Below are 20512 nucleotides of genomic sequence, written 5' to 3'. Positions count from 1 at the left end.
TGGGGTTACGCCCAGATTATAAAGAATATTCTTGGGTATTATTCCCCTTACAATACCAGTTCTTCAAACAATCGTTGTGCTGTTTGTTCCAAATCATCACAGATTCCCGGATGTGGTCTTGAGGTTTGAATGGCGGAACTACGAATAGCCGTCAACCAACGGAAACGCGATGGAATATCGAATTGCGCTATTGGCCCACCCGATTTTTTGCCATGTGCCACTTTCTCGAATGCCTGTAAATTTAAATGCAATTGCTCCAGATCTAAATCTACTGAAAAAAGTTGGAGTTTGGCTTCGTTAATCGAAAAGAGGACTTTTATAAATTTCGCTTTTTTACAAAAGAGAATAATACCCACATTGAGGAATTCTTCGCGTTCTACCCTTGGTACAACCCGGATTACAGCATACTCATATAAGTGTTTCTCTTGCATTTTGGGCTTCATTTATAAAAATTTCGGAATGGTTCAAACGTATGGATAAAAACTGGAAATAGACTTCTCGAAGCGCTTCGGGAGTTTCATCCGAATCTTCCCATTGCAGCCATTCGTCTGGAATGAGATTAACAATTGACTGTAGCACTTCGTTAGTTAATATTTTTTTGAAAATCGCATCGGTTTCTTTCAACAACGAAGCTTGAGGCAATAATACGTGGTCTTTTATCAGTGCAAAAGGACTTTGTGCATGAGTTTTCCAATTGGTCCAAGAATGATGAAAATAAAGACTTGCACCATGATCAATCAGCCACAATTCTTTGTGCCAAATCAGCATGTTGGTGTTTCTGAAGGTTCGATCCACATTGGTGATAAAAGCATCCAGCCACACAATTTCTGAAGCTAATTTTGCATCAACCACCGTAACTACCGGATCAAAAGTTATGGCTCCCGATAAAAAATGTAAGGCCAAATTAAGTCCCTGACTCCCTTGAAGCAAGTCCTGAATTTCTTCGTCTGCTTCGGTTCGTCCGAAAGCTTCGTCTAGATTTGCATAAACGAGTTCCGGCATTTTTAGGTTTAAAACACGGGCAATTTCCCCGCCTATTAATTCGGCAATTAAGGCCTTTACGCCATGTCCGGCACCTTTAAATTTTAAAACATATTTAAAATCATCATCGGCTTCAGCGAGCGCAGGTAAAGAACCTCCTTCCCGCAAAGGAGTGATGTATCTCGTAACATTTACGGTTCTAAGATGGGGTATTTTTTCCATAATTGAATTGGATAAAGCTATTTTGCTTGAATACAAATGTAAATCAAAAGTTAAAGACTTTTTTGTACCACAAGGCACTAAATATTGGTAGAAAACAAGAATCGAAACGGATTTAGCGTGCCGTAGGTACGCAACATTTATCATTTTGTCGCGCACTACGGCACGCTAATAAATTTTGAAACTAATTGCTCCCAATATTTAGTACCTAAAGGCACATTCCAAACCTTGACTTACATTACAAACTTACAAATAACTCGGATAAATTTAAGGCCTATTTTGTAGAATGATGGTTTTCTATTAAGCGAAACTTCGATACCGTTGAGATTCCTCCTTTGTCGGAATTGACAAACTGGAACGGAATGACAAATCAGGATGGAATGACGAATGAGAAATAAATTACAAGAAGTTCCAATCCTTATTCTCTAAACTCAAATACGCTTTCCCAATATTCGTAATAATATCAGAAGCAATAAAGGACTGATAACCGGTTTCGGGTAGTGCGATATCAGCGGTTAATCCATGAAGATAAACGCCAAGTATCGCAGCACTAATTGGTTCATAGGATTGTGCCAATAAACTGGTAATCATTCCGGTTAGGACATCTCCGCTTCCTGCGGTGGCCAAAGCGGCATTTCCTGTAGTGTTTTCGTAGATTGTATCTTCATCAATAATACGAGTTGGTGCGCCTTTCATTACAATAATCAGATGGTATTGTTTAGAAAAAGTGATCGCTTTATCGATTTTCTCTTCTTCCGAATTCCATTTTCCGATTAATCGTTCCAGTTCTTTGGGATGTGGCGTAATTATGGTTTTGGGCAATAATAAAGGAAGCCATTCTTTGTTTTTAGATAGAATATTCAACGCATCCGCATCGATTACCAAAGATGTTTTATTGATTTTTAAGAATTTATAAACGGCTTGTTGCGTTTCGATTTCCAGGCCTAACCCCGGTCCTATTCCTATGGCTTGCGGTTTGATATCGAAAGTGATATTGGAGATAAATTTTTCCTGATTATCCGTTACAACCATGACTTCGGGAATGGAAATTTGAAGGATATCGTAACCGCATTTGGGTATGAAAACAGTGACTAATCCGCAACCGGTTTTCAAGCAAGCTTTGGAAGACAAGGTCACCGCTCCTATTTTTCCATAACTTCCACCAATGATAATAGCGTGTCCCTGAATTCCTTTGTGGGTATATTTGTCAGGTTGTTTATAGTGTTTGAGAATTTCTTTTTGGTCTATATAAATTGGATTCATCATGGGATTTATTTGTATAAAATTACAAATTTAAAAGTTTGTGGTAATCCAGAAAATTATTTTTTTGCCGCTAAGACACAAAGGCGCTAAGTCTTTTTGTAGTTGAACAAGATTATCTGTTTTGGTAATAAAACAAAAGCATATGTTCTCATTTACAAAAAATGTTATCTTGGATTCTAAATTCCCTAGCCCTGATTGAAACGGCATCCTTTCCTTGCTTTCTTTAAGCAAGGAAAGATAAAGTGTAAAGCAGGACACGAGCGAAGCGAACTGACGAAGTAAATAGCTCCTAAAAATTATGCTTCTTTTTTCGCTTTTAACTTATTTACTGAAGCATTCAATTCAAAACCCAGCAGTAATATCATACAGTTGATCCAAATGTAAAACATCAGAATTAATAAGGTTCCTATCGAGCCATATAATTCATTGTATTTTGAGAATCGGATCACCCAAATCCCAAAAGCATAAGAATCCAAAAGCACCAATATAGTAGTAAATACGGAACCTATCGAGATAAAAGCCCTGTTTTTATCGTGTTTTGTACCGAATTTGAAAAGTATGGAAGTTGTGACTAAAATCATTAAAATCACAAATGCATATCGCCCTAAAATAATCAATTCAACTTGGTCACTCAATATCGTTTTTTGAATAAATACCTCAAAAACAACTATTATTGCTACGGTAACGATCAATAGCACTGACAATAATAATGACATGGCCAGAGCAACTATGTATTGGTGTATAAATCCTCTTTTGATGAGGACATGACGCGAGGATTCAAAGCCTCCTAAAATTCCATTTAACCCATTTGCCATCAGAAAAATAGACAATATAAATCCCGAAGACAATAAACCGGAATCACTGTTATTGAGAATATCATTGATAATTTTATAAATGGCGTCATACGTGTTTGGCGGTACTCCTTCTTTTACAAATAGAAGAAAATCATCCTGAAAACCTTCAATGGGAATGTAGGGAATAAGATTTAATATGAACAGCGCAAAAGGAAATAATGCCATGAAGAAACTAAATGCAATCGCACTGGCATGATAGGTCAAGGCACTTTCGACAATTCCTAATCCGTACAATTCCAATAAATCATACAAAGACAATCCCTGTAACCATGGGAGTTTTATCTTTTTTAACCCTCGGGCAAGATTCCGTATTACGAGGATTTTTTCTATTCTTTCTTCTATTTCTGCTGACATAAACTAAATTGCTTTTAAGCTCAAATCCATATTATAAACAGAATGTGTTAAGGCTCCAGACGAAATATAATTCACACCACATTCCGCATAATGACGAATCGTGTTTTCATTGATATTTCCCGATGATTCGGTTTGGCATTTGTCTCCTATCAAAGCTACTGCTTTTCGGGTATCTTCATAATTGAAATTGTCTATCAGAATTCTATAAACGCCTTCGCTCTGCAAGATTTCTTTGATTTCGTCTAAATTTCTGGCTTCGACAATGATTTTCAGATCCAGATTATTTTCTTTGAGATAGGCTTTGGTTTTGGCTATAGCCAAAGGAATTCCGCCGGCAAAATCATTGTGATTATCTTTGAGCATAATCATATCATATAAAGCAAAACGATGGTTTTCGCCACCTCCAATTTTCACCGCCCATTTCTCACAGGCTCGGAAACCAGGTGTCGTTTTGCGCGTGTCGAGTATTTTAGTTTTTGTTCCTTCCAGAAGATGAACATACGCTTTGGTTTTGGTAGCGATTGCAGACATTCTCTGCATCGAATTTAAAACTACCCGTTCCGATTTCAAGATGGATTGTGAGCTTCCCGAAACATGAAAAACAACATCCCCTTTTTTTACCGAAGTTCCATCCTCTATAAACGTTTCTATTTGCAAATTAGAATCTACATATTCGAAAACCATTTTGGCGAAAGCCACACCGGCAATAATACCATCTTCTTTCACAAGTAATTTCGCTTTTCCAGTTGCCGTTGCAGGAATACAGGCCAAAGAGCTATAATCACCTGGACCAACATCTTCCCTTATGGCGTTTTCTATTAGTATGTGTAACTCGTTTTCGAACTGTGCTTCGCTAATCATTTTTATAGGAAATTTATGGAATGCTAAAGTAAGATTTATTTTGTGGATTTAAAAACATGTTCGCTGGGTTCTTTAGAAAAGAAGCAAACGAATCTATTTTTAATAAAGCATTGCAAAGCTATAAAAGACGAGGTTGTGATGGAATCTCCTGATACTAAACCAAAGCTCACCATAAAGTCACACTAAAAGATGGCTTCTTAACAAATACCAAAGAAAAAGTTAGTATGATAGTCCATTCTGCCATTTGGAAAGTAAAGCCCTTAAAATCAATCCTTATTATTTAGTCCAGTATTATTTAAAATCCTATATTTGGTTTCAGTAACAACAAAAAACACTGTTTATGAAATCTTTTTTAAGCCTCCTTTTTGTTTCCTCAATACTATTGGCTTCTTGTAAAAAAGAACTCGAACCACAACAAAGCACTACTCCAACAAACGTAGTTCCCTTTACCGAGGTTGGAAAACAGATGCAGAATCAATCCGCAATTTCTTCTCAAGTACAACAAGACCCCAATATGGTCAATCAAAATAAGGCTTTGGCAACACCAGCCCCTGTTGCCAAAGGAATGAATCCAGCGCACGGTCAACCCGGTCATCGTTGTGATATCCCTGTTGGTGCTCCATTAAATTCTCCGGTAGCCACAGCTAAAAATACTCCAGTAATTCAACCAGTTTCTACTAATCCCGTAACTTCTGCTCCAACAGTAACTACACCCACTCCTGAAGGAATGAACCCACCACACGGTCAAACAAACCACCGATGTGATATTGCCGTTGGCGCACCATTGCCTAAGTCATAATTTTAAGATAGCGTACGTTTACATGAGAACTGGCACGAATTCGTTTGAAAAATCAAAATCATGACTAAAGAAACAAAATATTATGCAAAAGCTGAAATGCTAATTAGAAAACCCATTGAACACGTTTTTCAGGCATTTATAAATCCAGAAATTACAACTAAATTTTGGTTTACTAAGAGTTCAGGAAAACTTGACGAAGGAAAAGAAACCGAATGGACTTGGGAAATGTACAATCATTCTATTTTGGTTAGAACTAAAACGATAGAACGGAATAAAAAAATCATAATTGAATGGGGAAACTATGATGAAATTTCAACCGTTGAATGGACATTTAAAAATTTAGGAGAAGTTGGAACTTTTGTAAGCATTGTTAATAGCGGGTTTCAGGGCGAAACGGAAAAACTTATCTCACAAATACGGGATTCAACAGAAGGATTTACATTGGTTTTAGCAGGTTTAAAAGCTTATTTGGAACATAACATTCAGCTAAATTTAGTTTTTGACAGATTTCCAAAGGAACTTAATGAGTAAATAATAAACATCACACAGCTCGGAGAACTATTACTGTTGACTTCCAAGAAAACACAAGAAAAAAAGCACTTAAAAAAGCTCCTCAAATATTCCTATAAAAACTATTAAGCAGCTCTTTATATTAATTACCTAAATTTGATTATTATTTTCTTCCGTAGGAACTTTATATTGGTAGTAAAAAATTGGAAACCAATGATTTTTGTTCCGTTAGGAATTATACATTAATCTGCAGGTATAATCCCTACAGGATATTTTTTGATTTATCAATTAATTTTCTACCAATATTGAATCCCTACGGGATAATTTGAATTGAAAATCAATTAGTTAATTATCCGATTCAGGTCTATCAGCATTAAAAACAAGTAATCAAATATTTGATTTACAATTAATTAACAAAAATACATTTAGATTAACTTTTTATTTTTAACTAATTTTGTACTTTTAATATCCCAAAATAATTGCTTGTTTAAAATGATGCAATCTCCTTATTTTTTCCTGTTTTGTAATTTAAGTTCAATACATAAAAAGCTGTTTTATGGAAAATAAAAAAATAATCACCCAAAAAATCACACCTTGTTTATGGTTTAATGATAATGCAGAAGAAGCAGTGACTTTTTACGCATCTGTTTTTAAAAATTCAAAAATTGGAAAAGCAACCCATTACGGTAAAAATGCACCATTGCCGGAAGGAACAGTTTTAACGATTCCATTTCAATTAGACGGAGAAGATTTTTTGGCTTTGAATGGTGGATCGGTATTTACCTTTTCGGAAGCTATTTCATTCATCATTAATTGTGAAAACCAACGGGAGATTGATTCGTTTTGGGAAAAACTTTCTGAGGGCGGGCAAATTCAACAATGCGGATGGCTGAAAGATAAATTTGGTGTTTCCTGGCAAATTGTACCGGTTATATTGGGTGAAATGCTACAAAGCAACGATAGTGAAAAATCAAACCGGGTTATGCAGGCGATAATGCAAATGGTAAAAATTGATATCGAAAAGCTAGAAACAGCCTATCATGGTTAAAATAATTAAACCTTCAAAAAAAAGCAATCCAAAGAAATTATTTAATTAAAAAAACAAATAAAAATGGCACGAGTAAGCACATATCTAAACTTTCCTCGCAATACAGAGGAAGCATTTAATTTTTACAAATCCGTATTTGGAGGAGAATTTAGCGGAGGCGGAATAGCACGATTCAAAGACATTCCAGCAGCAGAAGGAATGCCTCCAATTGATGAAAATGATAAAAATCTAATCATGCACATTGAATTACCAATTCTTGGCGGACACATTTTAATGGGAACTGACGCTCCTGAATCAATGGGTTTTAAAGTTAATTTTGGCAACAATGTTTATATCAATTTGGAACCAGACACAAGAGCCGAAACAAAAAAATTATTTGAATCATTGTCAAATGGAGGAACCATAACTATGGAACTTCAAGTAATGTTTTGGGGAGCCTATTATGGAAGTTGCACAGATAAATTCGGTGTTCAATGGATGTTTAACTGTGTTGAAAAAACAGAATAAATTGAGTTATGGACAAGAAAGCCAAAACATTGATAACAGTTGAAACTGTTGTTAATGCCCCAATTGATACAGTTTGGAAAAAGTGGACAAACCCTGATGATATCGTTAAATGGAACAATGCCTCTGATGACTGGCACACAACCCGAGCCGAAAATGCCATGCAACAGTCGGGTTGGCAATCCATATTGAATAACTTCAAAAAATATACAGAATCTAAATTGTAAAAAAATCAAGAACTAGCTCAAAAAGTCCATTTATATCCTTACTGTATAAACACAAATTTTGGATTAGATATTTAAACACGAATTTCACTAATTTCCACTAATTAATTCGTGTAAATTAGTGAAATTCGTGTTAGACTTTTTTATATTAACTTATAAATCAGTATAAATCCGCTTAATCAGCGTCATCTGCGTTCTTATTCTACTTGTGTCCATATGTTAGGATATAAATGGGCTTTTTTGTTAATCAAATACAGTATCAATTTTCTATCTTTGCGCCTCTGAAATTCCACAAAATGAACATTAAACTTATTGCTATAGGTAAAACCGATAACAAAGCTTTACAATCTTTGATAGATGATTACACCAAGCGTTTGTCTTTTTATATCAAGTTCGATTTGGATATTATTCCTGATATCAAGAACGTAAAAAACTTATCTGAAAGTCAGCAGAAAGAAAAAGAAGGCGAATTAATTTTGGCAAAAATCACACCTACAGACCAACTCATTTTATTGGATGAAAACGGAAAAAATTTTTCCAGCGTTGGTTTTTCAGAAGAATTACAAAAGAAAATGAATTCCGGTGTTAAAACCTTAGTTTTCGTAATTGGTGGTCCTTATGGCTTTTCGGAAACGGTTTATGCCAAAGCGCAAGGAAAAATCTCCCTTTCGTTAATGACTTTTTCACACCAAATGGTTCGGTTGTTTTTTATAGAACAATTGTATCGTGGGTTTACAATTTTGAGAAATGAGCCATATCATCATCAATAATTAGTTTGCAGTGTCCAGTCGCAGTTTTCAGTTCAAAAACTTCACATCCTAATCAACATTTAGAAAAATCTATTTTCGGTTTTATAAAAAAACAATTTGTAAAAATTTGTATCAAGGCGAATTTATGACATAATTTCAACCCTTCCATTTTTTTTAGCTATTGTGTCCCCGAACGATTACTCTTAAACAATTATAAAAGTCAACACGTTACACATAAATAACTGAATATCATAATATTAACGCAAAATTAACGCCTCTCAAAACATAAAATTACTAAATTTATTCTCATTTTAAGACTAGATTTTGCTTACACCACTTGATTCATTCAGGGGTTACTCAACTTACTAGAAGTAGTGATTACCAATCATTTTTCTAACCTTTTAAATATTTTTATCATGAAACTCTTAATTAGGTTTTTAGCAATTTCAATTATTTTATTGGGTCAATTTTCCTGCGATGGAGACGGCTACTCAAGCGATCCTACTCCAATCCCAACCACAACAACCTTTACGGCTGTCTTAACTGGTGCGAGGGAAGTTCCTCCCAATGGTTCAACGGCAACAGGAACTGCAACGCTTACATTCAATAATACCACAAAAACATTTACGCTTACAGTGACACATAATGTTGTAGCACCAACTGCCGCCCACATCCATAAAGGCGCTGTAGGAGCCGTTGGATCTCCTGTTTTTCCTTCTCCCACTTCAAGTTTTACCTTTCCAATAACTTCTTATGTAAGTCCTGCTTTAACTCCAACAGAGGAAGCTGACCTTAAAGCCGAGCTTTATTACGTAAACATACACAGCGCTGCATATCCGGGAGGAGAAATAAGGGGACAACTTTTTAGACAGGGGGCAGGAGGAGGATCTTATTAAACAATATTATTCTATTTTCTTGTACGGTTTCATCGGTAAAGCCTTTCTTTTTTGCGAAAGAAAGGCTTTTGCCTTTATACTATTCCCTGCCCCCTGTTTAAGCCATTTAGAAAATCATAAACGCAGTCAATGTCTATACTATACAGCGTAGTTTTTTTGGGTTAGTAAACAAACTCTTCGTTACCAACATTTAATTCCGACATCGGAAGTTTTAAACTTTGAATGAAAATTTTATTCTGAATGTAACTCCAAAACTTAAGTCTTTATCAAAACAAAAGAAGTATTTATTGGTTTCATCGCTTGGTAATTTATTCAAATATTCTTTTAGTTTTTTTCTTTTTACAGCCAAATTATCCACTAAAATTTCATTGCTTTTTGTAAAAAATATTATTACTCCGAATTTCGGTTTTCCCAGTTTGTAATACACGTTTGTAAAAGAAATAAAAGCTAAGTTTTTACCAATGGTATCTGCATAGGAGTAATAATTTTGAGCCTTTTCATTCTTGTGCGCTTTTTCAGTGCGCTTTTTATCCTGCAATTTCATGATTTCCGGAATTACAATTCGCAAAGACAAACGTTTGTCAATATTGAGAATCCAATTGGTAGAAATAATACTGTTTTTTCTGTTTACTTCTGCCAAAGTATCTTTCTCTTTTGTTCTAAAAAAAATATAAATTGGTGAAAGATCATCTACATTTTTGACAATCGTTGTATTTGCTTTTGGCAATAATATGTCTTCTTTATTACCACAGGAAAGAAAAGTAAAAAGAACAATCAGACTAAAATATTTCATGTTTATAGATTTATTTTATTAAATAATGTAACGCATTCCACCGCTTCTTTTACATCATGAACACGAAGGATTTTTGCACCTTTGGTTAATGCCAAAGTATTTAAAACTGTGGTTCCGTTCAACGCTTTTTCCACATTGGTATTCAGTGATTTATAAATCATTGATTTTCTGGAAATTCCAATAAGAAGTGGCAGTTCAAGCATTTTAAATAATTCCATTTTTTGAAAAACTTCATAATTCTGTTCTATTGTTTTGGCAAAGCCAAAGCCTGGATCAATAATTAAATCATTGATTCCAAAACTTCTTGCTTTGGCAATTAATTCCGAAAAATAGAACAACATTTCTTTTACAATATCCTCATAATTTGTGAGCTTTTGCATCGTTTGTGGATTGCCTCGCATGTGCATCATGATGTAAGGAACATTGTATTTTGCAATTACCTCAAACATTTTATCGTCCAGATTTCCAGCGGCGATATCGTTAATGATAGCAGCACCGTTTTCGATACTCGCTTTCGCCACTTCACTTCTAAAAGTATCAATAGACAGAATAGTTTCCGGAAAATGTTTTAAAATCAAATCAATAGCGGGAATAATTCTCGAAATTTCTTCTTGTTCAGAGACAAATTCGGCACTAGGCTTACTGGAATACGCGCCTAAATCAATGAATGTAGCGCCATCTATTAGCATTTTTTCGACTTGAGAAAGTATTTCGTTTTCATTTTTATACTTTCCACCATCAAAAAAAGAGTTGGGCGTAACATTCAAAATTCCCATTACCTTGGGAGTTGATACGTCTATGAGTTGTCCTTTGCAGTTAATAGTCATTATTTTTTAGTTTTCAGTCGCAGTTTTCAGTTTAAAACCTTTTACATTAAACATTATTTATCCTTCAATCTTCATTCAAAAAAAATATGCTATTTTTGAAGAAATTTTAGACAAATATACATCAATAATGAAGAATACTTCAAAGGAATATGATACCGTGATTGCGATTTGTCGCTCGCTGTTTATCAACAAAATGAAAGATTACGGATGCGCATGGCGTATTTTAAGATTGCCTTCGTTGACAGACCAAATCTACATTAAAGCCCAAAGAATAAGAAGTTTACAAGAAAACGAAGTCCGTAAAATTGATGAAGATGAAACGGGTGAATTCATCGGAATTATCAATTATTCCATTATGGCATTGATTCAATTGGAATTAGGCGTTGCTGACCAACCTGATTTAGATGTCGAAAAAGCAACCGAATTATACGATGCTAAAGTTAAATTAACCAAAGAGTTAATGGAAGACAAAAATCATGATTATGGTGAAGCTTGGCGCGACATGCGCGTTAGTTCGTTAACGGATTTGATTTTGCAAAAACTACTTCGTGTAAAACAAATTGAAGATAATAAAGGTAAAACTTTGGTTTCTGAAGGTATTGATGCAAATTATCAGGATATGATTAATTATTCGGTTTTTGCATTGATTTTAATGGGTTTTGGTAAATAAAAATAAAACTATGAAAAATATAATTACACAATTTTCTAGAATTTTCGTTGGAATACTATTTATCATTTCGGGATTAATCAAACTAAATGACCCAATTGGGTTTTCTTATAAATTAGCTGAATATTTTAGTGAGCCGGTTTTCAATATGCCCTTTTTTGTTCCATTTGCATTGGGAATCGCTTTGTTTCTAGTGATTCTTGAAGTGGTTTTGGGCATTATGCTACTTATTGGATACAAAACAAAATTCACAATTTGGAGTTTACTGGTTTTGATTGTACTATTTACTTTCTTGACTTTTTATTCTGCTTATTATAATGTGGTGAAAGATTGCGGTTGCTTTGGAGACGCTTTGAAACTTACACCGTGGCAGTCCTTCACTAAAGACATTGTTTTGTTATTTTTCATTCTAATATTGTTTTTCAACAAAAAACTGGTTCAACCGTTATTTAGCAATAATGTTCAAAACATAATTATTTATACTAGCATAATTTTGTGTTCGTTTATGGGAGTTTTGGTTTTAAACCATTTACCATTGATAGATTTCAGACCGTTCAAGGTGGAAAATAATATCCAAAAAGGAATGAGAATCCCTGATAATGCACCAAAAAGCGTAGTAGAAATGGTTTTCATTTATAAAGTAAATGGCGTTGACAAGGAATTTACTGAAAAGGATTTAATGGCTCTTCCTGAAGGAGCAACTTTTGTGGATCGAAAAGACAAAGTAATTATAGAAGGTTATATCCCTCCTATCCATGATTTTACTATGGAAAAAGACGGCTCCGATTATAAAGATGAGTTGTTAGAAGAGCCCAAATTGGTCATCATTGTGGCTTATGATTTGGTAAATGCAGATCAAAGTGGCTTAGCCAAAATGGAGAAATTAAACAAGGAAGCTAAAGCAAAAGGCTATAAAGTAATTGGTATGACAGCTTCTTCACCAGAAGAAATTGAAAAATCAAAAAAACAATTCGGAATAACATTCGATTTCTATTTTTGTGATGCCATCACTTTAAAAACTATTGAAAGAGCCAATCCTAGTATTGTAATTCTTGAAAAAGGAACGATAAAACAAAAAGTGCATCATAATGATCTTGCAGATTTGAAGTTATAAAAAAGTTTAAAGTTACTTGAAATATGAAATTTTAAACCTTAAACAATTTTATATATTCAACACTTTTTCCTAAAATAGATTCACAATAAAAAGATATTTCACTCTCATTACTAGAGTAACTACAACATTTAATATTGCATTTTTGCAGAAATATGTCTCAAAAAGTAATAAATTGGTTTGTTTTAAGAGCTAAAATTTCAATTTAATTAAACAAACACTTCTTTTAAAGTCTAACTATTACGATTTCACTACTTTTAACATTACAAAAAAATCATTTTTTGTGATATAATAGCGGAGAATTCAAAATTATCTAATCTATATTCCTCAATCAAATTGTTTGTTTAACTTTGTTCCAAAATTTTAAAAGATGAAAAAAATATTCGCTTTATTCATTGCTTTCATTACCTTTTCTTGCACTAATGCTCAAAAAACGGCATTTTCAAAAGAAGCATTATCAGAAACATTGTTATCAGCTGATGGAAGCCAAGTTGCTTTTAAGAATATTTTAAAAAAATATAAAGGCAAAACTCTAGTGATTGAAGTTTGGGCCTCTTGGTGTGGCGATTGTGTAAAAGCGATGCCGAAAATCAAAGAATTACAGGCTAATAATCCTGATGTGGCTTATGTGTTTATTTCTATGGACAAAACAGCCGATAAATGGAAAATCGGTATTGAAAAACACGAAATGAAAGGAGAACACTTCATGGCAAATGACCAGATGAAAGGTGTTTTTGCAAAAGCGATTGACCTGGATTGGATTCCAAGATATATAATTATAGACAAAACCGGCAAAATTGTTTTATATCGTGCGATAGAAACTGATTTTGACCTCATAAATGAAACTTTAAAAAAATTGAAATAATAGCACTATTAATTTCAAAACAAACTATCTAACTAAAATAAAAACAAGAAAAATGAGAAAGAAGATCGTAGCAGGAAACTGGAAAATGCATAAAAACGCAGAACAAACGGAAGATTTATTGAACGAATTAATTGCAAAAATCCCAACAGAGACTAAGGCACAAGTAATTGTCGCTCCAACTTTTGTTAACTTGGCTTCTGCTGTAGATCATTTAGAGTTTACCAATATTGATGTAGCCGCACAAAATGTACATCAGGCAGAAAGTGGTGCTTTTACAGGTGAAATTTCAGCTGATATGCTTAAAAGTGTAGGTGTCAATATCGTAATTCTTGGACATTCAGAGCGTAGAGCAATTTTCAATGAAACAGATGCTTTAATTGCTAGTAAAGTAAATACCGCTTTAGAACATGACATGACTGTTATTTTCTGTTTTGGTGAAGAATTAAAAGACCGTCAATCTAAAAATCATTTTAATGTAGTTGAAAATCAATTGCGAGATGGTTTGTTTCATATTGAAGCTAAAGACTGGGCAAATGTTGTTTTAGCATATGAGCCAGTTTGGGCAATTGGAACTGGAGAAACAGCTTCTCCGGAACAAGCACAAGAAATGCACGAATTCATCAGAGAAACGGTTCGTAAAGCTTTTGGAAGCGATATCGCAGAAGATGTTTCAATTCTTTACGGAGGAAGTGTAAAACCAGAAAATGCAAAAGAAATTTTCTCTAAACCGGATGTAGACGGTGGCCTTATTGGTGGAGCTGCACTAAAAGCAGATGATTTTGTAGCAATTGTAAACGCTATTTAATAATTTAGATTAAACTTTGTAAATAGAATCCTCAATTACAAATGTAATTGGGGTTTTTTTTTATCTAACTTAGGAATAAACAAAACTATTCATATCTTACTTTAGCAACTAAGGTAAATAATCATAAATTGACACAAAGATATAAAGGCAGGAAGGAAATTAATAACAATTGCTTATACTATCAAATGGCTTAAAATCTGGTGTATTTTTGACTTGGCAACAACAAAATGGTTTCTATTTAGTTCTAGAATAGTTACAAATAAATAATTCAAAAAAACACAATACAAAAACCCATGAAATCAGAAGGTTTAATTAAAAAATCAGGAAGAAAAATTTGGCAAAAATGGTCCATTGCAATCCGAATAATCCCTTTAATCATTTTAATAGCAACATTAAAAATTATTTCCCATAATTATGGATTAGAAGTAATTGAATTAAATGCACTTTTTACAAGTTTAGTGGCTGGTACCATATTCCTTATAGGATTTTTAATTAGTGGTGTACTATCCGATTATAAGGAGAGTGAAAAATTGCCCAGTGAACTTTCGGCATCCATGAAATCATTATTTGATGACACTTACACTATTTATAAAAGCAAAAATACTCCAACAGCTCTCGAATTTATAGAATTCCAAAAATCCTTTTACAGTTCCCTTGTTGATTGGTTTTACAAAAATGAAAAAACCGAATCAATATTAAAAAAAATAAGCGATATGAATCATTTTTTTATTGAGCTTGATAAAGAAGGAATTCAAGCGGGGTATATCATTAAAATGAAAAATGAGCAAAATAGTCTTCGAAAAATGATATTGAGAATCGATACCATCAGAGACACTGATTTTATTGGTTCTGCTTATGCAATTCTGGAAGCAATGGGTTTTTTAATTGGATGCTGTCTTCTAATTATAAAAATCGAGCCCTTTTATGCTTCGCTATTTTTTACATTAGTAGTAACGTTTTTAATTTCTTATATGTTTATGTTAATCAAAGACCTTGACAATCCATTTGATTATTCCCAAAACGGTGAGAGTGGAACAGAGATTTCATTAAAACCAATTCATGACCTTAAAATTGTGATCAACGATTTTATATAAAAAATTAAATAGCGTCTTTTTCACATACCATTTATAATATTTCATTGCGTCAAACCTTACGGTTTATAATGCCTAGTTTAAAATTTCCTTGAATATTTACTTACCTTTGCAAAAAAAATAAACATGTCAAACATTTATATCGGATATCATTTTACCATAGAACCAAAAGACTCGAGCGATAGCGAACAGGCGAAGCAATTAGGTTCGGAAATATTAATTGCCCAATTAGGAGAAAAAGCATTTGAAAGTTTTACTGAAACCGAAACTGGTATTTCTGCTTTTGTGCAAAAAGATTTATGGGATGAAATGATTCTTAATGACATTCACATTTTACAATCGGAGGAATTCAAAATTGACTACACTTTTGAAGAAATCGAGCAAGTCAACTGGAATGAGGAATGGGAAAAGAATTTTGAACCGATTGATGTAGATGGAAACTGTCATGTCCGTGCGCCTTTTCATCCAAAAACTGATGCCGAATTTGATATTGTAATTGAACCAAAAATGAGTTTTGGAACAGGTCATCACGAAACCACTCACATGATGATTCAACATTTATTGGAAATAGATGTTACTGGATTAAAAACACTTGACATGGGTTGCGGAACCGCAATTTTAGCTATTCTTGCTGAAATGAAAGGTGCTCAGCCTATTGATGCCATTGATATTGACAACTGGTGTTATTTGAATTCTATCGAAAATGCCGAACGCAATAATTGTGGACATATTTCAGTTTATGAAGGAGATGCCGCATTGTTGAAAGACAAAAAATATGATTTGATAATTGCTAACATCAATAGAAATATTTTGTTGAACGATATGCAAAGTTATGTGGATTGTTTGAATCCAAAAGGAACCTTACTTTTAAGCGGTTTCTATGAAGAAGACATCCCATTTATTGACGCTTCTTGTACTGAGAAAGGGTTAACTTATGTTAAAAAGTTCCAAAAAAATAATTGGGTTTCTTTAAAATACGTAAATTAGTTTAATATTTTTTTTTATTAATAAAACGAGTACAAAAAACCTACAAAATGAGTACTAAAGAAAAAGTAAGAGAAAGAGTCAGTGTAAAAGAAATTATATCAATAAATAACGAAATTATTGTCTATAATGATGATGTAAACACTTTTGATCATGTTATAGAAACTTTAATACGTGTTTGTAATCACACTGCAGAACAAGCGGAACAATGTTCGTTGATTGTTCATTACAACGGAAAATGTACGGTAAAAACAGGTCCTTACAACAAACTAAAACCTCAGTGTACCCAACTATTAGAAGCTGGATTAACTGCTGAAATTATATAGCCGTATTTAAATCACATAGCCTATTATAGAATTATTACAAATAATTCAAAAAATATATACTTTTATTATATATTTGAACAATAAATTAGGCTTTTATGGAAGAATACGGTAAAATTTTAGTTTTTGTAATGCCCATTTTTTTGATATTAATCATAATAGAAAAAACATATGGCCATTATAAAGGAGAAAACACTTCTCCTAATATGGATTCTGTTTCGAGCGTAAGTTCAGGAATGGTCAATTCCGTAAAAGATGTTTTAGGACTTAGCATCACACTCATTTCTTATGATTGGATTGTTTCTAAAATAGCACTTTTCCATTTAGAGGCCACTACCCTTGCTTACCTCATCGGTTTTATAGCTATCGATTTTTATGGCTATTGGAGCCATCGTTTCTCGCATCAAATCAATTTTTTATGGAATAAACATGCTATTCATCACAGTAGCGAAGAGTTTAACTTAGCTTGTGCTTTACGCCAACCCATATCCAGTTTTGTAAATTTATTTACTTTTCTGCTTATTCCTGCGGCTCTTTTCGGAGTTCCTTCAAAAGTGATTGCGGTTACACTTCCCATTCATTTATTTCTTCAATTTTGGTATCATACCAAACACATTAAAAAAATTGGTTTTCTGGAAAATATTCTTGTTTCACCCTCCCATCATCGGGTGCATCATGCTATCAATTCAGAATATATGGATAAAAATCATTCCCAAATATTTATAATTTGGGATAAGTTATTCGGAACATTTCAGGAAGAGTTAGAAACTGTTCCGCCAGTTTTTGGAATCACAAGACCCGCACAAACCTGGAATCCAATCCGTATTAATTTTCAACATCTTTGGTTAATGATAACGGATGCTTGGCGCGCCGAAAATTGGAAAGACAAATTCGCCATTTGGTTTAAACCAACGGGATGGCGTCCAGAAAATTTTGAAGAAAAATATCCTGTACACAAGATTAAGAATGTTTATGATTTTGAAAAATATGGCACCCAACACTCCAAAAAACTCATGATTTGGTCCATGGTTCAAGCGATAATCACTTTATTGTTCATTAGCTATTTATACAATTCTATTGCCATAATAGGTTTACCCAACGTATTTATATATGGTGCTTTTATTTTTGTCACTGTGTATAGTTACACCGAACTAATGGATGCCCGAAAAATCTCAATACTTTGGGAAATCCTCCGATTTGCATTTGGGATAGCTATAATTGCATATTTGGGTGACTGGTTTTCAATGAATCAACTTTTCCCTTTAGCAAATTATATCATTATTGGATATCTTACGTTATCATTAATAGCCACAATCTATTTTGTAAGCGTAAATTTTGAAAAGGAAAAAGTGGCGTTAGCATAATCTTAAAAATAATTCATGAGAAGTACCTTATCATTCAAAGCCTATATAGGAATTAGTTTTCTTTATCTTTTATTAATTATTTTAGGAAAAGAAGCCATTGCCTGGTTTTTAAAACCCTTTTTGATTCCTTTTCTTATATCGGCAGTTTATTTCTGTGGAGACTTTCCATCAAAAAGATTTCTTTCAATAGCCTTAACTTTTTCTTGGATGGGAGATGTAATTTTAATGTTCGCTGACCAAGCAGAAATATATTTTATACTTGGATTAGTAGTATTCCTGATTTCGCACATTGCTTATATCATTTTGTTCAGCAAACAATTAAGGATAAATTCGTCCAGAAACAATGCCGTTTTCTGGGTAGGCATCACAGCTATTATTGTATATTTAGTAGTAATGTTTTTACTATTATTACCCACTTTAGGCGATTTAAAAGTGCCGGTTTTGGTTTATGCTATCGTTCTGTCTACAATGCTTTTATTTGCATTTAAAGGGTATTTAAAATGGAGTAAACCTGCTGGGGCTTATATATTACTGGGTGCTGTTATTTTTGTAAGTTCGGATAGTATTCTGGCTTTCAATAAATTTTATGAACCCATTCCCTTTAGTTCTTTTCTTATAATGGCAACATACTTAATAGCACAATACCTGATTGTAGTTGGTATTTTGAAATTAAATAGAAAAAAATAGCATTCACTTATTTTAGAAAATGCTATTTAAAATTTTAATTAAAGTGGTATTAATGAGGCAATTTATCTTTCAATAATCCATAAATAAAGGTACCTAACAAAGCTCCCAAAAGCACTAAGAACACACTCCAGAAACCAGCACCCAGCAAAATAAATATCGGGCCTGGGCAAGAACCTACAAGGGCCCAACCTAATCCAAAAAATAATCCGCCAATCCAATAGCGGGAAGAACCTACTTCTTTATCAATAATTTCTATTGGTTGTCCTTTTATATCTTTCAAGTTATTTCTTTTTATGATTTGAATGCCAATAATTCCTGTCAAAATAGCCACAGCAATAATTCCATACATGTGAAATGACTGAAATTGAAACATTTCATAAATGCGGTACCATGAAACCGCTTCTGATTTTGTAAGTACAATTCCAAAAACAAATCCGACAAATAAATATTTTAATACGTTCATATTCTAAAAAATTAATGGTAATAAAAAATGAGCCATAATCAATCCGCCAACAAAAAATCCTATAACGGCTTTTAAGGATGGAAGTTGCAAATTACTTAAGCCTGATATGGCATGTCCTGAAGTACATCCTCCGGCATAACGAGAACCAAAACCTATTAAACCCCCTCCTATAATAAGGATAAAAATGCTTTTGGGAGATTGCCAAATTTGTGTACCGAAAAGTGCATCTGGCATTAATTTTCCGTTTGGAGCATCAATTCCCAATTGCGCTAACTGTGCAATAGTTTTTGGGTTTACAGCAACATTTGAAGCATCACCCATAAAATGAACTGCAACAAAACCACCCAACATAGCTCCCAATACAACTGCTAAATTCCAACGTTGTGCTTTCCAATCAAAATCAAAAAATTCCACTCGTTTACCCAAACCAGCCATAGAACATAGTGAGCGTAGATTAGAAGACATGCCGAAAGTCTTTCCAAAATAGATAAGACATAGCATAATCATGCCTATCAAAAATCCGGAAACATACCAAGACCATGTTTGATAAATTAAATTCATATTATTTCTTTTTTTGTAAAAATAAGGATTCTGTTTTTTAAAAAAAGTACAATTGAGGCACAATTGTTGTTCAAAGTAAGAAACCGTTTAAAGTTCTGATTATATTTGTATTTTTTAAATTAGGTTACACTATTATATTGCATAAAATAGTATTCCAAAATTAAGAAAAAAATAATCAAAATAATTCTTAGTTCAAAGTTTAAGGAAGTTTAAAAAAATATGAAAAAATGAAAAAGTCACTACTTTTTATCGCTTTGCTACTCGTTTGTGTTTCTTGCATAAGTACCAAATCTACTTTGAAAAATGTGGATAGCAATGCGCCTAATCTCAGAGTTACAGATCAAAATACTTTTTTAATAACGGAATATAGTAAAGACAAAAAATATGGTTATGACCAGGACTATCCCATCAACCTATTTTATGGAAACACAGCAAACGAGACGATTAATCAAGAGCGTTTTTTGAATGCATTGGCTGGACCTAAAGGTGAGAAAATCACCTATACAAAATTAGAAAGCTGCTGTCCGTTTCCAACAAAAAATACTGATTTGGGTGCAGGTTTTCTGGATGTGTATGAACTAAAATGGGAAGGTCAAAAAAAACCTGTAAAACTCTATTTGAATATTTACGAAAAAGGAATTTTAATGGTACCCGTTGGTCTTACTTTAAAAAAATAATTAAATACACAAACGACTTCCCTAGCCCTGAT

26 protein-coding genes are annotated in these 20512 nt (G+C 33.3%); 17 read left to right on the top strand and 9 right to left on the bottom strand.

Features of this window, described 5'->3' with window-relative positions; genetic code table 11:
- Positions 1-47: 47 nt before the first annotated feature.
- From ACNO7W_RS05040 to nadC, 5 genes are all read right to left on the bottom strand, one after another.
- Positions 48-431, bottom strand: a complete 384-nt coding sequence (locus ACNO7W_RS05040) for a DUF3037 domain-containing protein (RefSeq protein WP_143386218.1) — start codon at positions 429-431, stop codon at positions 48-50.
- Positions 409-1203, bottom strand: a complete 795-nt coding sequence (locus ACNO7W_RS05035) for a HipA family kinase (RefSeq protein ID WP_417937273.1) — start codon at positions 1201-1203, stop codon at positions 409-411. Before ACNO7W_RS05035 ends, ACNO7W_RS05040 begins: the two co-directional genes overlap by 23 nt.
- A 396-nt stretch (positions 1204-1599) precedes the next feature.
- Positions 1600-2466, bottom strand: a complete 867-nt coding sequence (locus tag ACNO7W_RS05030; protein ID WP_185963087.1) for an NAD(P)H-hydrate dehydratase — start codon at positions 2464-2466, stop codon at positions 1600-1602.
- 293 nt (positions 2467-2759) lie between these two features.
- Entirely contained in the window at positions 2760-3671 is a 912-nt protein-coding gene (locus tag ACNO7W_RS05025) for a YihY/virulence factor BrkB family protein (protein ID WP_143386220.1), read from the bottom strand.
- Between the two features lie 3 nt (positions 3672-3674).
- Entirely contained in the window at positions 3675-4532 is an 858-nt protein-coding gene (gene nadC / locus ACNO7W_RS05020) for a carboxylating nicotinate-nucleotide diphosphorylase (protein WP_417937272.1), read from the bottom strand.
- A gap of 340 nt (positions 4533-4872) precedes the next feature.
- On the opposite strand from nadC, the gene ACNO7W_RS05015 reads away from it, so the two are divergent.
- From ACNO7W_RS05015 to ACNO7W_RS04985, 7 genes are all read left to right on the top strand, one after another.
- Positions 4873-5331, top strand: a complete 459-nt coding sequence (locus ACNO7W_RS05015; protein WP_144064669.1) for a hypothetical protein — start codon at positions 4873-4875, stop codon at positions 5329-5331.
- 60 nt (positions 5332-5391) lie between these two features.
- Positions 5392-5862, top strand: a complete 471-nt coding sequence (locus ACNO7W_RS05010; RefSeq protein WP_417937271.1) for an SRPBCC family protein — start codon at positions 5392-5394, stop codon at positions 5860-5862.
- A gap of 535 nt (positions 5863-6397) precedes the next feature.
- The gene (locus ACNO7W_RS05005) at positions 6398-6889 is read left to right on the top strand and encodes a VOC family protein (RefSeq protein WP_417937270.1); all 492 of its coding nucleotides are present in this window, start codon (positions 6398-6400) and stop codon (positions 6887-6889) included.
- A gap of 63 nt (positions 6890-6952) precedes the next feature.
- Positions 6953-7396 carry a VOC family protein gene (locus ACNO7W_RS05000; RefSeq protein WP_314898026.1) on the top strand — a complete coding sequence of 148 codons (444 nt, stop codon included), beginning with the start codon at positions 6953-6955 and terminating at the stop codon, positions 7394-7396.
- A gap of 8 nt (positions 7397-7404) precedes the next feature.
- A complete protein-coding gene (locus ACNO7W_RS04995) occupies positions 7405-7620 on the top strand; it encodes a hypothetical protein (RefSeq protein WP_417937269.1) in 216 nt (71 codons plus the stop codon).
- Between the two features lie 293 nt (positions 7621-7913).
- The gene (gene rlmH / locus ACNO7W_RS04990) at positions 7914-8387 is read left to right on the top strand and encodes a 23S rRNA (pseudouridine(1915)-N(3))-methyltransferase RlmH (RefSeq protein ID WP_039109797.1); all 474 of its coding nucleotides are present in this window, start codon (positions 7914-7916) and stop codon (positions 8385-8387) included.
- Between the two features lie 395 nt (positions 8388-8782).
- Positions 8783-9262: a CHRD domain-containing protein gene (locus tag ACNO7W_RS04985; RefSeq protein WP_417937268.1), complete on the top strand. Its 480-nt coding sequence runs from the start codon at positions 8783-8785 to the stop codon at positions 9260-9262.
- Positions 9263-9473: 211 nt separating this feature from the next.
- Here ACNO7W_RS04985 and ACNO7W_RS04980 read toward each other — a convergent pair whose 3' ends face one another.
- Positions 9474-10055 (bottom strand): hypothetical protein, encoded by a 582-nt coding sequence (locus tag ACNO7W_RS04980; protein ID WP_417937267.1) that lies wholly within the window; start codon positions 10053-10055, stop codon positions 9474-9476.
- A 2-nt stretch (positions 10056-10057) separates the two neighbouring features.
- Entirely contained in the window at positions 10058-10882 is an 825-nt protein-coding gene (gene folP / locus ACNO7W_RS04975; RefSeq protein ID WP_417937266.1) for a dihydropteroate synthase, read from the bottom strand.
- A 127-nt stretch (positions 10883-11009) separates the two neighbouring features.
- Here folP and ACNO7W_RS04970 point away from each other — a divergent pair, with 127 nt between their 5' ends.
- The 9 genes from ACNO7W_RS04970 to ACNO7W_RS04930 all read left to right on the top strand — a co-directional run bounded on the left by ACNO7W_RS04970 (position 11010) and on the right by ACNO7W_RS04930 (position 18779).
- The gene (locus tag ACNO7W_RS04970; protein ID WP_314898032.1) at positions 11010-11552 is read left to right on the top strand and encodes a DUF1599 domain-containing protein; all 543 of its coding nucleotides are present in this window, start codon (positions 11010-11012) and stop codon (positions 11550-11552) included.
- A 10-nt stretch (positions 11553-11562) separates the two neighbouring features.
- The gene (locus ACNO7W_RS04965) at positions 11563-12663 is read left to right on the top strand and encodes a BT_3928 family protein (RefSeq protein WP_417937265.1); all 1101 of its coding nucleotides are present in this window, start codon (positions 11563-11565) and stop codon (positions 12661-12663) included.
- Between the two features lie 367 nt (positions 12664-13030).
- Positions 13031-13525: a TlpA family protein disulfide reductase gene (locus tag ACNO7W_RS04960; protein WP_143386232.1), complete on the top strand. Its 495-nt coding sequence runs from the start codon at positions 13031-13033 to the stop codon at positions 13523-13525.
- 52 nt (positions 13526-13577) lie between these two features.
- Entirely contained in the window at positions 13578-14330 is a 753-nt protein-coding gene (gene tpiA, locus ACNO7W_RS04955) for a triose-phosphate isomerase (RefSeq protein ID WP_143386233.1), read from the top strand.
- A 293-nt stretch (positions 14331-14623) separates the two neighbouring features.
- The gene (locus tag ACNO7W_RS04950; RefSeq protein WP_143386234.1) at positions 14624-15424 is read left to right on the top strand and encodes a hypothetical protein; all 801 of its coding nucleotides are present in this window, start codon (positions 14624-14626) and stop codon (positions 15422-15424) included.
- A gap of 123 nt (positions 15425-15547) precedes the next feature.
- On the top strand, positions 15548-16408 hold the full coding sequence (gene prmA / locus ACNO7W_RS04945; protein ID WP_143386235.1) for a 50S ribosomal protein L11 methyltransferase: 861 nt from the start codon (positions 15548-15550) through the stop codon (positions 16406-16408).
- A 47-nt stretch (positions 16409-16455) separates the two neighbouring features.
- The gene (locus ACNO7W_RS04940; protein ID WP_143386236.1) at positions 16456-16731 is read left to right on the top strand and encodes an ATP-dependent Clp protease adaptor ClpS; all 276 of its coding nucleotides are present in this window, start codon (positions 16456-16458) and stop codon (positions 16729-16731) included.
- Positions 16732-16826: 95 nt separating this feature from the next.
- On the top strand, positions 16827-18092 hold the full coding sequence (locus tag ACNO7W_RS04935) for a sterol desaturase family protein (protein WP_417937264.1): 1266 nt from the start codon (positions 16827-16829) through the stop codon (positions 18090-18092).
- A 15-nt stretch (positions 18093-18107) separates the two neighbouring features.
- On the top strand, positions 18108-18779 hold the full coding sequence (locus ACNO7W_RS04930; protein WP_417937263.1) for a lysoplasmalogenase: 672 nt from the start codon (positions 18108-18110) through the stop codon (positions 18777-18779).
- A 49-nt stretch (positions 18780-18828) separates the two neighbouring features.
- On the opposite strand, the gene ACNO7W_RS04925 is transcribed toward ACNO7W_RS04930, so the two are convergent.
- Together ACNO7W_RS04925 and ACNO7W_RS04920 are read right to left on the bottom strand one after the other, a co-directional pair.
- Positions 18829-19242 (bottom strand): DUF6691 family protein, encoded by a 414-nt coding sequence (locus tag ACNO7W_RS04925; protein WP_417937262.1) that lies wholly within the window; start codon positions 19240-19242, stop codon positions 18829-18831.
- Between the two features lie 3 nt (positions 19243-19245).
- Complete coding sequence (locus ACNO7W_RS04920; RefSeq protein WP_144064664.1) at positions 19246-19803, bottom strand: YeeE/YedE family protein; 558 nt, start codon at positions 19801-19803, stop codon at positions 19246-19248.
- 227 nt (positions 19804-20030) lie between these two features.
- On the opposite strand from ACNO7W_RS04920, the gene ACNO7W_RS04915 reads away from it, so the two are divergent.
- Positions 20031-20480 carry a 2-dehydro-3-deoxyphosphooctonate aldolase gene (locus ACNO7W_RS04915; RefSeq protein ID WP_143386241.1) on the top strand — a complete coding sequence of 150 codons (450 nt, stop codon included), beginning with the start codon at positions 20031-20033 and terminating at the stop codon, positions 20478-20480.
- The last annotated feature ends 32 nt before the right edge of the window (positions 20481-20512 follow it).

Origin of the sequence: Flavobacterium sp. ZB4R12 (assembly GCF_048276375.1) — a bacterium.
GTDB lineage: Bacteria > Bacteroidota > Bacteroidia > Flavobacteriales > Flavobacteriaceae > Flavobacterium > Flavobacterium gawalongense.
This window is presented reverse-complemented; position numbering and strand designations above follow the sequence as displayed.

Excerpts from the sequence above, each read along its gene's own strand:
- ACNO7W_RS05040 (WP_143386218.1), bottom strand. The coding sequence starts at position 431 with ATGCAAGAGAAACACTTATATGAGTATGCTGTAATCCGGGTTGTACCA.
- ACNO7W_RS05035 (WP_417937273.1), bottom strand. The coding sequence starts at position 1,203 with ATGGAAAAAATACCCCATCTTAGAACCGTAAATGTTACGAGATACATC.
- ACNO7W_RS05030 (WP_185963087.1), bottom strand. The coding sequence starts at position 2,466 with ATGATGAATCCAATTTATATAGACCAAAAAGAAATTCTCAAACACTAT.
- ACNO7W_RS05025 (WP_143386220.1), bottom strand. The coding sequence starts at position 3,671 with ATGTCAGCAGAAATAGAAGAAAGAATAGAAAAAATCCTCGTAATACGG.
- nadC (WP_417937272.1), bottom strand. The coding sequence starts at position 4,532 with ATGATTAGCGAAGCACAGTTCGAAAACGAGTTACACATACTAATAGAA.
- ACNO7W_RS05015 (WP_144064669.1), top strand. The coding sequence starts at position 4,873 with ATGAAATCTTTTTTAAGCCTCCTTTTTGTTTCCTCAATACTATTGGCT.
- ACNO7W_RS05010 (WP_417937271.1), top strand. The coding sequence starts at position 5,392 with ATGACTAAAGAAACAAAATATTATGCAAAAGCTGAAATGCTAATTAGA.
- ACNO7W_RS05005 (WP_417937270.1), top strand. The coding sequence starts at position 6,398 with ATGGAAAATAAAAAAATAATCACCCAAAAAATCACACCTTGTTTATGG.
- ACNO7W_RS05000 (WP_314898026.1), top strand. The coding sequence starts at position 6,953 with ATGGCACGAGTAAGCACATATCTAAACTTTCCTCGCAATACAGAGGAA.
- ACNO7W_RS04995 (WP_417937269.1), top strand. The coding sequence starts at position 7,405 with ATGGACAAGAAAGCCAAAACATTGATAACAGTTGAAACTGTTGTTAAT.
- rlmH (WP_039109797.1), top strand. The coding sequence starts at position 7,914 with ATGAACATTAAACTTATTGCTATAGGTAAAACCGATAACAAAGCTTTA.
- ACNO7W_RS04985 (WP_417937268.1), top strand. The coding sequence starts at position 8,783 with ATGAAACTCTTAATTAGGTTTTTAGCAATTTCAATTATTTTATTGGGT.
- ACNO7W_RS04980 (WP_417937267.1), bottom strand. The coding sequence starts at position 10,055 with ATGAAATATTTTAGTCTGATTGTTCTTTTTACTTTTCTTTCCTGTGGT.
- folP (WP_417937266.1), bottom strand. The coding sequence starts at position 10,882 with ATGACTATTAACTGCAAAGGACAACTCATAGACGTATCAACTCCCAAG.
- ACNO7W_RS04970 (WP_314898032.1), top strand. The coding sequence starts at position 11,010 with ATGAAGAATACTTCAAAGGAATATGATACCGTGATTGCGATTTGTCGC.
- ACNO7W_RS04965 (WP_417937265.1), top strand. The coding sequence starts at position 11,563 with ATGAAAAATATAATTACACAATTTTCTAGAATTTTCGTTGGAATACTA.
- ACNO7W_RS04960 (WP_143386232.1), top strand. The coding sequence starts at position 13,031 with ATGAAAAAAATATTCGCTTTATTCATTGCTTTCATTACCTTTTCTTGC.
- tpiA (WP_143386233.1), top strand. The coding sequence starts at position 13,578 with ATGAGAAAGAAGATCGTAGCAGGAAACTGGAAAATGCATAAAAACGCA.
- ACNO7W_RS04950 (WP_143386234.1), top strand. The coding sequence starts at position 14,624 with ATGAAATCAGAAGGTTTAATTAAAAAATCAGGAAGAAAAATTTGGCAA.
- prmA (WP_143386235.1), top strand. The coding sequence starts at position 15,548 with ATGTCAAACATTTATATCGGATATCATTTTACCATAGAACCAAAAGAC.
- ACNO7W_RS04940 (WP_143386236.1), top strand. The coding sequence starts at position 16,456 with ATGAGTACTAAAGAAAAAGTAAGAGAAAGAGTCAGTGTAAAAGAAATT.
- ACNO7W_RS04935 (WP_417937264.1), top strand. The coding sequence starts at position 16,827 with ATGGAAGAATACGGTAAAATTTTAGTTTTTGTAATGCCCATTTTTTTG.
- ACNO7W_RS04930 (WP_417937263.1), top strand. The coding sequence starts at position 18,108 with ATGAGAAGTACCTTATCATTCAAAGCCTATATAGGAATTAGTTTTCTT.
- ACNO7W_RS04925 (WP_417937262.1), bottom strand. The coding sequence starts at position 19,242 with ATGAACGTATTAAAATATTTATTTGTCGGATTTGTTTTTGGAATTGTA.
- ACNO7W_RS04920 (WP_144064664.1), bottom strand. The coding sequence starts at position 19,803 with ATGAATTTAATTTATCAAACATGGTCTTGGTATGTTTCCGGATTTTTG.
- ACNO7W_RS04915 (WP_143386241.1), top strand. The coding sequence starts at position 20,031 with ATGAAAAAGTCACTACTTTTTATCGCTTTGCTACTCGTTTGTGTTTCT.